Origin of the sequence: Streptomyces sp. NPDC089919, from assembly GCF_040684615.1 — a bacterium.
GTDB lineage: Bacteria > Actinomycetota > Actinomycetes > Streptomycetales > Streptomycetaceae > Streptomyces.
Genome location: NZ_JBFBGK010000066.1, coordinates 1 through 12601, shown reverse-complemented (window position 1 = coordinate 12601; position 12601 = coordinate 1). Strand labels below are relative to the sequence as shown.

11 protein-coding genes and 1 pseudogene are annotated in these 12601 nt (G+C 73.9%); 8 read left to right on the top strand and 4 right to left on the bottom strand.

Annotated features, from left to right (window positions below; all coding sequences use genetic code 11):
• Nucleotides 1–16 precede the first annotated feature (16 nt).
• Nucleotides 17–784: a type 1 glutamine amidotransferase domain-containing protein gene (locus AB0O40_RS24295; RefSeq protein ID WP_365045443.1), complete on the top strand. Its 768-nt coding sequence runs from the start codon at nucleotides 17–19 to the stop codon at nucleotides 782–784.
• 31 nt (nucleotides 785–815) lie between these two features.
• Here the strand turns inward: AB0O40_RS24295 and AB0O40_RS24290 are convergent, their stop codons facing one another.
• The gene (locus AB0O40_RS24290; RefSeq protein ID WP_365045440.1) at nucleotides 816–1004 is read right to left on the bottom strand and encodes a hypothetical protein; all 189 of its coding nucleotides are present in this window, start codon (nucleotides 1002–1004) and stop codon (nucleotides 816–818) included.
• Nucleotides 1005–1379: 375 nt separating this feature from the next.
• Here AB0O40_RS24290 and AB0O40_RS24285 point away from each other — a divergent pair, with 375 nt between their 5' ends.
• The 3 genes from AB0O40_RS24285 to AB0O40_RS24275 all read left to right on the top strand — a co-directional run bounded on the left by AB0O40_RS24285 (nucleotide 1380) and on the right by AB0O40_RS24275 (nucleotide 4636).
• The gene (locus AB0O40_RS24285; protein ID WP_365045524.1) at nucleotides 1380–2990 is read left to right on the top strand and encodes a chloride channel protein; all 1611 of its coding nucleotides are present in this window, start codon (nucleotides 1380–1382) and stop codon (nucleotides 2988–2990) included.
• Nucleotides 2991–3110: 120 nt separating this feature from the next.
• Entirely contained in the window at nucleotides 3111–3830 is a 720-nt protein-coding gene (locus tag AB0O40_RS24280; RefSeq protein WP_365045437.1) for a hypothetical protein, read from the top strand.
• Entirely contained in the window at nucleotides 3830–4636 is an 807-nt protein-coding gene (locus AB0O40_RS24275) for a hypothetical protein (RefSeq protein WP_365045434.1), read from the top strand. Before AB0O40_RS24280 ends, AB0O40_RS24275 begins: the two co-directional genes overlap by 1 nt.
• A 51-nt stretch (nucleotides 4637–4687) precedes the next feature.
• Here AB0O40_RS24275 and AB0O40_RS24270 read toward each other — a convergent pair whose 3' ends face one another.
• Complete coding sequence (locus tag AB0O40_RS24270; RefSeq protein ID WP_365045431.1) at nucleotides 4688–5782, bottom strand: NlpC/P60 family protein; 1095 nt, start codon at nucleotides 5780–5782, stop codon at nucleotides 4688–4690.
• Between the two features lie 60 nt (nucleotides 5783–5842).
• Complete coding sequence (locus AB0O40_RS24265) at nucleotides 5843–6661, bottom strand: amidohydrolase family protein (protein WP_365045428.1); 819 nt, start codon at nucleotides 6659–6661, stop codon at nucleotides 5843–5845.
• A 192-nt stretch (nucleotides 6662–6853) separates the two neighbouring features.
• Here AB0O40_RS24265 and AB0O40_RS24260 point away from each other — a divergent pair, with 192 nt between their 5' ends.
• Both AB0O40_RS24260 and AB0O40_RS24255 read left to right on the top strand, forming a co-directional pair.
• Nucleotides 6854–7873 (top strand): LLM class flavin-dependent oxidoreductase, encoded by a 1020-nt coding sequence (locus AB0O40_RS24260; protein WP_365045425.1) that lies wholly within the window; start codon nucleotides 6854–6856, stop codon nucleotides 7871–7873.
• Between the two features lie 205 nt (nucleotides 7874–8078).
• Nucleotides 8079–9251, top strand: coding sequence for a hypothetical protein (locus AB0O40_RS24255; RefSeq protein ID WP_365045422.1), 1173 nt, complete (start codon nucleotides 8079–8081; stop codon nucleotides 9249–9251).
• 102 nt (nucleotides 9252–9353) lie between these two features.
• Here AB0O40_RS24255 and AB0O40_RS24250 read toward each other — a convergent pair whose 3' ends face one another.
• Nucleotides 9354–11495: an Ig-like domain-containing protein gene (locus AB0O40_RS24250; protein WP_365045419.1), complete on the bottom strand. Its 2142-nt coding sequence runs from the start codon at nucleotides 11493–11495 to the stop codon at nucleotides 9354–9356.
• A gap of 265 nt (nucleotides 11496–11760) precedes the next feature.
• Between AB0O40_RS24250 and AB0O40_RS24245 the strand changes: the two genes are divergently transcribed.
• Complete coding sequence (locus AB0O40_RS24245) at nucleotides 11761–12216, top strand: GntR family transcriptional regulator (RefSeq protein ID WP_365045416.1); 456 nt, start codon at nucleotides 11761–11763, stop codon at nucleotides 12214–12216.
• A gap of 142 nt (nucleotides 12217–12358) precedes the next feature.
• Nucleotides 12359–12601, top strand: a pseudogene (locus tag AB0O40_RS24240) (Uma2 family endonuclease); the annotation flags it as partial.

The window sequence follows — 12601 nt, the reverse complement described above, 5'->3', positions numbered from 1 at the left end:
CGCCCCAGGAGTACGCGTGATCCTCTTCCTGCTGCCCTCGTCCGACTACGACCCCACGGAAGCGGCGGTTCCGTGGGCGGCGCTGCGGGAGGCCGGCCATGACGTGTACTTCGCCACCCCGGACGGCCGGGTCGCCCTGGCCGACCGGCGTCTGACGGACACGGGCTTCTCCTGGCTCTCGCCCTGGCTGATGACCCGCCGCGCCGAACTGGCCGCGTACCGGCGCCTGACCGAGGACGCCGCCTTCCGGTCGCCGGTGTCGTACGCCGAGGTGGACCCCGCCGCGGTGAGCGGCCTGTTCGTGCCCGGCGGCCATGCCCGGGGGATGCGCACCATGCTGGAGGACGCCACCGCCCAGCGGCTGTTCGCGGACGTGTTCACCCGCGGCCTGCCGGTGGGCGCGGTGTGCCACGGGGTGCTCCTGGCGGCGCGCGCCGAGGACCCCGCCACGGGGCGTTCGGTGCTGTACGGCCGCCGCACCACGGCGCTGACCACGCTGCTGGAGCTGACCGGCTGGAACCTCACCCGGCTGTGGCTGGGCCGGTACTACCGCACCTACCCGACCACGGTCCAGGAGGAGGTCACCGCGGCCCTGGCCGACCCCCGGCACTTCCTGGCCGGTCCCCGGCTGCCGCGGCGGGACACCGCCCGGCGCCCGGGGCGCGGGTTCACCGTCCGGGACGGGAACTACCTCTCCGCCCGGTGGCCGGGCGACTGCCACCGCCTGGCGGCCGACTACCTGGACCTGGTCGGTGCGCACCGCCCGGAAGCGGCCGGGGCCTGAGGGCCCGGCGGCCGGGCGGCGGGCCGGCGGGTCACGCCCCCGCGCGGGCGCCGTGCGGCCCGGCCGCCGCGGCGGCCGGGGACCCGTACGTCTCGAGGACCCAGTCGTAGGCGTCGGAGACGACCTGGGACCGGGAGGCGGCCGGGTCGCGGAAGACCGGTCCGGTGCCCGGGGCGACCCGCTGACCGTCGGTGGAACGAAGCGTCGTCGTGATGTCCATCGTCCTGATGCCTTTCCCGTGGCCCCTGCACCAGGTTCCGCCGCACCGCCGCCGGGCTCGCCCCCCGGCCGGGGGACCCACCCGGTGGACGCCCGCCCCCACCCGTCGGCGGACCTGCCGCGGCGCCACCGGAGCACCCCGGGTCCGTGAGCCGACGGGCGGGTGCGTGTCATCGACGCCGAACCGCCGGCGCGCGCCCACAGTTGTCCCATGACGCCTCACCTCCCGGCCCCGGGTCCGGAGCAGTACGCGAAGCCCGCGGGGAGCGCGCTCGCCACCGTCGTGCGCTGGGTCCGGCAGTCCTCCGGGGGGCTCGCCGCCCTCGCCGTCGTGACCGGTGTCGGTGCCGGGTACGGGGCCGTGCTGTTCCGCTGGATGATCGAAGGGGTCACCCGCGTCCTGACGGGCCACGCCGACTACTCGGCGGCCGGGCGGGCCGACAACCCGTACGTGCCCTGGCTCGGCCCGTACTTCGTGCTCCTGACCCCCGTGGTGACCGGACTCCTCTACGGGCCGCTGGTCCAGCGCTTCGCCCGGGAGGCCCGCGGACACGGCGTACCGGAGGTGATGTACGCGGTGGCCCGCAGCGGCGGCCGGATCGCCTCCAGCGTCGCCCTGGTCAAGTCCGTCGCCTCCGCCCTGTGCATCGGCGGTGGCGGCAGCGTCGGCCGCGAAGGGCCCATCGTCCAGATCGGCTCCGCCCTGGGCTCGTCCCTGGGGTCCTGGCTGCGCGCCGGCGAGGCGCACACCCGGCTCCTGGTGGCCTGCGGCGCCGCCGGCGGCATCGCCGCCACCTTCAACGCCCCCCTGGCCGGCGTCTTCTTCGCCATGGAACTGATCCTGGGGGACTTCGCGGTACGCAGCTTCGGCATGGTGGTGCTGTCCTCCGTGACAGCCAGCGTCATCGGGCGCTCCGTCCTGGGCGACGAGCCCTTCCTCGACCTGCCCCCGCTCGCCGTGGACCACGTCTTCGCCTACGGCCTGTTCCTCCTCCTCGGCGCCGTCGCAGGCGTCGTGGGCGTGCTGTTCACCAAGGTGCTCTACCTCGTCGAAGACGGGTGCGACGCGCTCTGGCGGGGGCCCGAATGGCTGCGCCCGGCCGTCGGCGGACTCCTGCTCGGAGCGTTCCTGCTGGCACTGCCCCAGATGTACGGCGTGGGCTACCCGGTCCTCCAGAAGGGTGTCGAGGGCGGGTACGCCATCGGCTTCCTGCTCGTCCTGCTCCTCGGAAAGGTGTTCGCCTGCAGCCTGACCATCGGGATCGGCGGATCGGGCGGGGTCTTCGCACCGAGCCTCTTCGTCGGGGGGATGCTCGGCAGCGCCTACGGCCAGGCCTGGCACCACGCCTCCGCCGAGGTGACCGGGTCACCCGTGGTCTACGCGGTGGTCGCGATGGCCGCCGTCTTCGCCGGCTCCGCCCGGGCCCCCATCACCGCGGTGATCATCGTCTACGAGCTGACCGGGGAGTACGGGATCATCCTCCCGCTGATGGCCGCCGTCGCCGTGGCCACCGCCGTCAGCCGGCTGCTCAGCCGCGACACCGTCTACACGGCCAAGCTCCGGCGCCGCGGGATCGACCTGGAACAGGACGAGCCCGGCCGGCGTCCCGTCGCCGCCGTCATGGACCCACCGCCCACGGGCCTCGCGCCCGGGACCCCGCTCGAGGAGGCGATCGGGGCGCTCATCGCGTCGGGCCAGGCGAGCCTGCCGCTGGCCGACGAATCCGGGACGTACCGGGGGATGGTCGACGCGCTGGCCGTCTCCTCGGCGCTCAACTCGGGCGCCGGCGGACGGGACCCGCTCTGGAAGGCCGCGTTCTTCCCACCGACCCTGGCCCCCGACGCCACCCTCGGCACGGCCCTCGCGCTCTTCTCCGGTGAGGACGCCCGGGTGCTTCCGGTCCTCGACGAGGACGGCAGGACGATGATCGGCTGGCTGTCGCAGCGGCAGACCCTGCGGGTCATGGCGGAACGCGCCGGCCGGTGAGCTCCGGCCGGGCACCCCCACGGCCCGGAAGACTGACCGGGCGGACGTCCCCGGTCGCGCCGGGCCCCGGGAGAGTGGTGCCAGGTGGGGGGACCACGAAACCGACGGGACCGCCTTTTCATGATCCTCCACGAATCCACCTACCCCGACCTCTTCCGGCACCTCGACCTGACCGCGGGCTTCCGCACGGCGCTGGCGGCCGAGCTGGCAGTCGTACCCGCGGTGCCCGACCAGACCGGGCTCGCCGGCATGGCCGTCCTCGGCCAGTGTCCGGAGCCCGCGCTCACCCAGTTCAAGACCCTGTGCACCGACCTCGCCGGCCACTACGGGGACCAGGCGCTGGACGAGCTGCGGTGGGCCGTCTGCGCCCAGCCCGGTGAGGCCGGCTTCGAGGTGGTGTCCGGCGAGGGCAGCTACGTCTGCCCCCACCGCCTGGGCCCGTCCGGGACGTGGGCGTTCCGTCCGCATCCGACACCGGGTACGGAGGAGAAGCAGCCGTCGGCCGGCTGGAGCAAGCGCCGGTACGAGGAAACGGTCCGCGCCGTCCTGACCGCCGCCGTCGCGGAGATCGAGGAGAGCGGCCCGCTGACCGGGGACGAACACGCACTCATCGCCAAGGAGGCCGCCGCCGGCGTCCCGAAGGACGGCCGGGGCTGGACCGACGCCGCCTTCACCGTCCTCCAGGACGAACTCGTCTGCAACCACGACACCCGGAACCTCTACGTGCCGGACCCGGCCGTCGTCGCCGACACGGTCAGGGCGGTCGAATCGCTCAACGCGACGCTCCGCATCCACATCTCCTCCCTGAAGAAGAGCCTCGACATGATGGGCAAGAAGTAATGGGAAACAACCAGGCGAGCTCGGGCAACACCATGGCCGACCGGATCAGAAGGGTCGACGAGCGGCTGAAGCAGAAGCTGATCCCGGCCGAGCAGGCGGATGCCGAGATCCAGAGGATCATCAAGGAGTACCAGGACGGCCGGCTCTTCTACGAGCCCGAGGACGACGGCGACCTCGGGGCCCGGCTCGAGGAGGCGACCGAGCTCCTCACCGAAACGCTCTCCCTCGAAGCCTCGTTCAACGACCGGATCCGCAGCAGGGAGGCGGAGCTCGCGGCCCGGATGCTGAACACGGACCCGAAGGAGGTCTCGAACGACCTGGTCGGATGGGCCACGCGCACGGAGAAGATACCCGGAGGCGTGGCGGACGTCTTCGACGCGCTCGCCACCCACCGCAGCAAGCTCGAGCTCCCCAAGGACTACCCGGGTGGCTGCTACGCCTCGACCTACGCCCTCGTGGAGACCCTGAACGGCCGGCCGACCGTACCTTCCTTCGGCAGGGACACGGTCCCCAAGGAGTTCGGTCCGGAAGCCCGTACCGCCCGTCTGGGGGAGCCGCTGCTCAGCGACGTGCCCCTCAAGAAGGTCCTCCGCGTGATCAGCCAGGCGCAGCCGGGAACCGTCTTCGAGCTCCGTGGCGGGAACTCCGAAAGCGGGCACGTCATCGTCGCCGTCGCACCGAAGAGCTTCCTCGACCTGGAGAACGGCGTCAGCGGCGAGCACGCGATCAAGACGATGATCGGACTCGGCAAGACCGACTTCAGCCTCTGGTACTCCGGCAAGCTCGGCGACGACGTGGACCTGTGACCCCCGCGGCAGCCCCGCCGGGCGCCCGCGGCGGCTGCCTCCGACGGCCGGTCACCGGGCCAGGAAGCGGGTGGCCCCCGCGAAGACGTGCCCCGAGGAGACGATCGGCTCCTCCCGGACCACCTCACCGGTCCCCGGCGCGTCGATCATCAGCGCCTCGCCGTCCTCGTCCGTGCGGGTGTGGACGCCGACGTGGACGACGGGCCCGCCGGCCTCGGCGCGGAACGCGACGACGTCACCGGGGCGCAGCGCGTCCAGGTCGTGGACCCGCACCCCCCGGGCCGAGCCCGCGGGCGCCGCCCCCGTACCGGCGTCGAACTGCGGCCCGGCGTCACGGGGGATGACGACGCCCAGGCGCGCGTAGACCTGACTGGTCAGGCCCGAGCAGTCGAACCCGAACCCGGAGGCGCCCGACCAGGCGTACGGCAGGCCCAGGAAGGCCCGCGCCTCCGCCACGACGTCCGCTCCGCTGGGCTCCTGCGGCACCGCCGCGAGGTCCGTGCTCCGGAAGAAGACCGGGCCGTCGTCCGTGGCGGCGGCCGTGACACCGTCCACCGTGCCCGGGCCCACCGCGAAGGCGGTGTTGTACGAGTACTCGGCCGTCCTCCCGGCAGCGCCCCGGGCCCGGGCCGCCTCCGCCGACGCGTAGCCCCAGGCGGTCCGCCGCACGACCCGCTCCCCGTGCGTCCCGGCCGGTGCCGGCGGCGGGGTCCGGACGAGCTGCCGGTCGGGGACCCAGCCCGGGTAGGCGCCCCGGCCGGCGGTGTCCTTGGGCGTGGGCTGACCGTGCACCCAGACGTGGTCCCAGAGCACCCCGTCGTACCACTGCGAGTCCGTCACCGTCACCCGTGTCCCGTACAGCGCCTGCGTCTCCCCGGGGATGCGCCGCAACTGCCCCTCGCTCATGCCCTCCAGCCAACCGCGGACGTCGGCGGGGTGCCCGACGGCCGGGGCGTCGACCGGCCGCACGTCGGCGGGGTCCGTCCAGACCTCGGCGACCGGCACGTCGACGTAGCACACCGCCGTCGACCCGCACGCCGTCCCCCGGCCGACGGCACCCAGGGCGGGCGGACCGGCCGGCCCGCCGGACACGAGAGCGGCGCCGACGCCCAGGCACGACACGAGGGCGATCTTCGAAAGGAGCACGGATCCCATGCTGGCGCATCCGCCCCCGGCCCGCTCCTCCGGAGCCCGGCCGGAGCCCGGTCAGTCCCGCGGGGGCGGACCGGCTTCCTCCGGAGCGCCGGACGGCAGCCGGTAGAACTCGGCGGCGTTGCCCCAGAAGACGGCGTGCAGGTGTTCCTCGCCGACCGTCTCGGCGACGGTCTCGGCGACCAGGGCGAAGTCCTCGTCCCGGAACGGGCGGCGGGCACGGGTGGAGGGCAGGTCGGTCCCGACGATCAGGGCGGTGGGGTCGGCCCTCAGGACGGCGGCCATGGCCTCGGCGGGATCGAGGTCGATGCGCCCGAACCCGGTGGCCTTGACCTTGACGCCCCGCTCGACCAGCCCCAACAGGTGCACCAGGCCGTCCCGGTGCAGCCCCAGGTGGTCGATGCTGACCGCGGGCAGCCCGGCCAGGGTTCCCGCCAGGTCCGGAAGGGCCCGTGCGTCGATGTACAACTCGCTGTGCCAGCCGGCCACGTCGTGGACGCGCCGGGCGAGCCGGGCGAGCTCGTCGAGCGGGGCCGACCCGCCGCGGTGCACGTTGAAACGGACGGCCCGCACCCCCGCGGCGTCGAGAGCGGCGATCTCGGAGTCCGTGACACCGGCCGGCACCTGGGTGACACCGGCGTAGGAGGGGCCCAGCCGGGCCAGGGCGTCGAGCAGGTAGCTCTGGTCGAACCCCTGGAAGGAGCCCGAGACGACCGCGCCGCCCCGGACGCCGAGGCCGGCCACCCGTTCGCGGTACCGGTCGACGGTGAACGGATCCGGCAGGTACCCGTCGTTCGGGACCAGGGGGAACCGCGGATCGACGATGTGGAGATGGGCGTCGAAGACCGGCGCTCCGGCGGTACGGTCGCTCACAGTCCCATGACCTCTGACCTCGCTCCACGCCTCGTGCCCCCGGTCCTGCGCAGGCTACCCTCCGCCCCTGCCCCGCCGCCGCCCCACACGCCGCAGGCCGAACGGCCGGGCGCGTCGGCGGCCGGTGCGGGACGCTGTGTGGACCGACGAGGAAGGGCCGGGCGGCAACCCGCGTCCCCGAAGGAGGAACCGGTGACGGACCCGTCACGACCGCTGCGCAAGCTGGGCTTCCTGACCATCGGCCTGTTCGACGCAGCCGATCCCGGCCCCGGCCACCAGGAGACGCTGCGCCTGATCGAACTCGGCGAGCGGCTCGGCTTCGACAGCGCCTGGCTGCGCCACCGGCACCTGCAGCACGGGATCTCCTCCCCCCTGGCCGTCCTGGCAGCGGCCACCCAGCGGACCGACCGCATCGAACTCGGCACCGCGGTCACACCGCTGGGCTGGGAGAACCCGCTGCGGCTGGCGGAGGACCTGGCCACCGTGGACGTCCTGTCGGGCGGCCGCCTCAACCCCGGAGTCAGCATCCGCCCGCCCACCCACTGGGAGCAGGTCAAGGGCTCCCTGTACCCCGACAGCGCGGACGTCGAGGACTTTGGCTACCAGCGGGTGCGGCGCCTGCTGGACCTGGTCGCCGGGAAACCGGCCTCGGGCTTCAGCGGCACCGAGGGCATCGAGACGTACTCCGAGCGGGTCCAGCCCCACTCCCCGGGACTGATCCACCGCATGTGGTACGGCGCCGGCAGCCTGCGCTCCGCCCGCTGGGCCGCCGAGCAGGGCATGAACCTCCTCACCAGCAGCGTCGTCCAGGCCGAGGAGTCCGAGGACTTCGACGAGGTGCAGCTGGCCCACATCAGGGCCTTCCGAGGCGCCCACCCCGACGGTGCGGGGGCCCGCGTCTCACAGGGGCTCGTCGTCATCCCCACCGACAGCGCGACGCCCGCCCAGCGCGCCCGGTACGAGGAGTACGCCCGCGCCCGGCTGCCGCGCACCGCCCGACCGCAGGGGCCGGCCCGCCTGATGTTCGCCCCCGACCTGGTCGGGAGCAGCGCGGACATCGCCGAACGGCTCGTCGCCAGGGCCGCCTTCCGCGAGATCGACGAGGTCGCCTTCGCCCTCCCGTTCACCTTCGCGCCCGACGACTACGAACAGATCCTCACCGACATGGCCACCCGCCTCGCCCCGTCCCTCGGCCGGCGCCCCGCCGACTGAGCGACCGCGCCGGCGTCCCCCGCGCCGAGCCGGAGGCGGCCGCGGCCCCGTGTTCCGAGAACACCACGCAGCGCTGCGTGTAAGGGTGCGTGAAAGGGAGCGATTCCTGCCCGTAGCCGGTCCACAGTCGGGGACACGGCGGTTTCGCGAGAACGGCTTCGCGGGCCCGGAGCAGGAGGCAGGTGTGCCGGTGGAACGTGTGAGCATGACAGAACGCGCCGCGCGCTCGGCGGGCGAGGTCCTCTCGTCCGTCGGAGAGGCGGGCACACTGCTCGCGACGGTGTACCCCTTCTTCAAGCCGTGGCGCCTGGGGGACGAGCTGACGCTGCCGCCGGACCTGATGTCCCTGGAGCCGTGGGAAGAGCGGACGGGGATCGGCGCCGGCACGTGGTTGGTGGGTGCCTCCGTCGATTGCCTGGAGACGGCGTTCGTGGACGTGTGGCAGAACGAGGACTTCCATGCGTCGGTGGCTCTGCTGGAGAAGCTCCGGGAAAGTCCCGGACGGACGATGTCCGGTGGTCGGCATGCCCTCACCAGCGAGTTGGTCACACGGCACAGGAGGACCCGGAAGACGTCGTTCCTCGTGCAGGACCTCCTGGGGAGGGCGAGCGCCTACCAGTTCAGGTACGAGGAACTGAAGAGCGAGGCGGACCGGATTCCCGGCACGGCCTTCCATCAGGGCTCTCCGTCCCACCTGACTCCCCCGGGTGACGGGGACCTGGGGAACGTCGCCGGATGCCTGACGGCGACCTGGAAGGTGCTGGAGCAGATGTCCGGGACCTTCCACCGGTTGGCCCGGGAGGGCTTCGTCGACAAGAGCCCCGCCTTGGCGTATGTCGACGCCATGACCGCCGCGGTGGAGGATCCGGACGCCTCCCTGTGGGGCTCACCGCAGCGCATGGCACGGAAGCTGAAGGACATCACAAACGATCTCGACTTCAGGGCCGAGGGATGCGCCATGGTGAACACCGCGGTCATCGAGTCGCTCAAGGGCCGCCCCACGGTACCGACCCGTCGGCCGGGGGCCGGGGAGACCTGGCCGAGGGACGGTGCGAAGCAGCTGTACGGCAAGGAGGGCGCCACGGTGTACGGCATGGACGAGCTGACCCGTCACCTGACCGCCAAGGCGAAGGCCCCGGGTGACCTCTTCCACGTCCAGATGGTGGGCAAGAAGATCGCTGTCGGCCACGCGGTCACCGTACTCAGGACGAACCGCGGCTTCTTGTACGTGGACGTCGGTCTGGGAGGTTGCAGGCGGAAGGTCACGGGGCTGCTCGCCACCGCGCAGTGGCAGGAACGCGGCTTCGACGTCTTCACCGTGACGTACGCGGGCCAGGCGGCCGATCACGTCGACCTGGATGCGGACCCGGCGAGCTGAGGGAGCTGGTGGTGGTCTCGCGCTCGCAGCGGACCGGTGAGGGTGCCCGCGGGCCGTCGGTACCGGTGGGGGTGCCGACGGCGTCGCCGGGACTCGGTTGCCCTAAGGGGCCGGGCGGAACTGCTGGTCGGTGACGTTGGTGCCGCCAGGGCTCTTGATGTTGTTGTTGATGGAGATGTTGTTGAAAGCGGTGATGATGCCGTTGAGGTTGATCAAGGAGCCGCCGCCGCCTCCCCCACCGCCCGAAGGGTTGACGGTCAAGGAGGTGCTGGCCGTCGACCCCGAGTGCGTGGCGTCGCCGGCGTAGGAGGCGACGACCGCGTGGCTGCCGGCCGCCAGCGCCGTGCCGGTCGCGAACGACGCGGTGGAGCTGGTGCCGGACGGGGCGGGCTGGAGGGGGACGTCGTCGCCGACGAGGACGCCGTCGACGGTGAAGTCCACCGTGCCCGTCGGCGCGCCGGTGCTGCTGGTCGTCACCGTGCAGGTCGAACCCTGGCCGACCTGGACCGGATTGGGGGAGCACGAGAGCAGGGAGGTCGTGGCGAGGAGGCCCACGCCCAGGGTGGTGGCGCCCGTGGACCCGGCGTGCGTGGCATCGCCGCCGTAGACCGCGGTCACCGGGTAGCTGCCGACCGCCAGGCCGGTGTCCGTGGTGAACTGCGCGGTCGAACTGCCCCCCGCACCGGGGGACAGGGAGCTGCTGACGGAGGTCCCGTTCACGGTGAACACGACGGTGCCGGTGGGCGCGGACGTGCCGTCGCTGCTCGTCACCGTCGCGGTACAGGCCGACGCCTGGCCGGCCGGGACCGGATTCGGGGCGCAGACGACCGAGGTGGCCGACGCGACGAGCGCGACGGCGAGCGTGGTGGCGCCCGTGGACGGGGCGTGGGCGGCGTCGCCGCTGTACGAGGCGCCCACCGGGTGGTCCCCGACGCCCAGGGCGGTGTCCGTGGTGAACGACGCGGTGGAGCTGGTGCCGGAGGGGGCCGGCTGGAGCGGGACGTCGTCGCCGACGAGGACGCCGTCGACGGTGAAGTCCACCGTGCCCGTCGGCGCGGTGCTGTCGCTGACCGTCGCCGTGCAGGTCGAGCCCTGGCCGAGCGGGGTCGGATCGGGCTCGCACGTCACCGAGGTGACCGTGGTGCCCAGCTGGTAACTGACCTGGATCTGCGGATTCGTGGGCCCGGGAGCCACGGTGCGCGAGGTGGTACGGGGGTCGGCGAAGGACGACCCCGAGCCGCCCCCGGAGGGGGAACCGTCGACGGATCCGCTGCCGCCCCCGTAGTAGCCGGCCCCGCCCGCCCCGCCCCCGCCGGCCGGGGCGTCGGCCCCGGTCCCCAGGGCGCCGGCGCCGCCGACGGTCGGGGAGGCGCCGCCGCCCCCACCACCGGTGGCGCCGCCACCGCCGCCGCCACCGGCGCCCGGGCGTCCGAAGGCGCCCGCCCCGCCGCCACCGCCGCCGCCGCTGCCGCCGGCCACGTCGGCGGCCGTGCCACCGCCGGCTCCACCCGGGCGGGTGACACCGCCACCCTGTCCGCCCACCCCGCCCGCACCGCCTGCGGTGCCGAAGGACCCGCCGGCCCCGCCGGTGCCGCCCGGGGGTCCCCCGCTGCTGCCCTGTCCGCCCTGGCCGCCGGGGCCGGGTGCGGATCCGCCGCCGGCACCGAAGCCCGCCGTTCCGAGCGCGCCGCCCCCGCCGCCCGCGGCGACGAGGAGACGGGAGTCCGTCGTCGGGAGGGGAACGGACCCGGGTTCGAGCCGGACGTCACTGGCACCGCCGCCCCCGCCGTTGCCGGCGCCGGCGGTACCGCCGCCGTTGGCACCGCCGTTGGCGCCGGTCGCGTTGCCGCCGACGTTCAGGTACAGGGTGCGGTCCGCGTCGAGGACGCTCTCGGGGACGTCGGCGCGGACGGTCGCGCCGCCGCCGCCCTGCCCGCCGCCTCCGGAGGGTCCGGAAGCGGGGGTGGCCCCCCTGCCGCCGGTCGCCGCCACCGTGACCGAGCCGATGCCCGCCGGCACGACGAAGGTCTGGTCGAGCCCCGAGAGGAAGGTGTACGTGCAGGTCCGGTTCCCGGAGGTGTACGTCCCCGCGACACCGGACTGCGTGGGGCAGGGCGGGGCGGCGTACGCAGGAGCGGCGGACAGGGTGCCGGGAAGGGCGGCGGCGAGGGTGCACAGAGCAGCCAGCCATGAGGACCGTCCGTGACGGCGGACCCTTCCGGTGTACAGGACGTTCGCTGGCATGTGTCTCCCGGTGTCGTACGACGGGTGGCCGGAGCAGGCACGGGCCGGCCGGTCGCAGATCATTCCGGCCCTTCTCCGATCCGCCGCGCGTGACGCACGCAGACGGCCGCGATTACCCCGTACGGCTGCGGCGCGGCACCCCGGCGCAACCTGCGCAGTTCCTTAGGGGAAGGTGAAGCGGCTGAGGGGGGAGGGGCGGGCGTGGGCACAATCCCCGTGGTCGTGACCGGGGGCGTGGTGTCACGTGAGGACAAGGGGAGCGGACATGGCGGCGGGTACGTCGGAGACCGGACCGGGCGGCCGGGAGGCGGAGGTCCTGAACATGGTGCGCGCGCACGTACGGCGGCGGTACGGCCCCGGGGACGTGATGGGCGGGCTCGCCGACGTCGCACAGGAGTTGGGGGTGTCACGGATCGCGGTCCGGCAGGCCGTGCGGCGGATGGACATCCTGGGCGAGATCGCGATCTGCCGCCCCCGCCTGCGCATCGTGCTGGGCCCGGGCCAGGTGCACCCGCACGACCTGCCGCTGGTGGCCGCCGTGGGCGCCCGCATCCGGGCCGGTCGCTACCACCGGGGGCAGGCCCTGCCCACCGGCCTGCTGGGCGAGGAGTTCGGACTGACCCCCGCCCAGGTGCGCCGGGCCTGCACCCGCCTGCAGGCCGACGGCCTGCTGGGAGAGGACGAGGCCGGCCCGCACGGCCCGGCCTACTACGTCACCTGAGCCGGGCCCGGTCCTGCCCCGCGAACAGTCCGCGTTCCCGGACCGCTTCAGGACCACGCCGCCGCGGGGACCGGCCGGCAGGAGACACGGGCGCCGATCGCAGTCCACACTGGCCGTACGCGATGAGGAGGTGAACGGGACCATGAGCGTTGCCGGCATTGCCGGGCACCACGGGCCCTGGAGCGTCGCCGACGTCCTGGGCCTGCCCGAGGACCGTTCCGTGCGCTACGAGTTGCTGGGGGAGTCGCTCCTGATGTCCCCCGCCCCGGGGCTGCGCCATCAGCGGGCCGGTTTCCGTCTCCATGTGGCGCTGGATGCCGCCGCCCGTGCGGCGGGGGCGCCGGTGGAGGTGCTGGAGGCCGTCAATGTCACGTTGCCGTCCGGT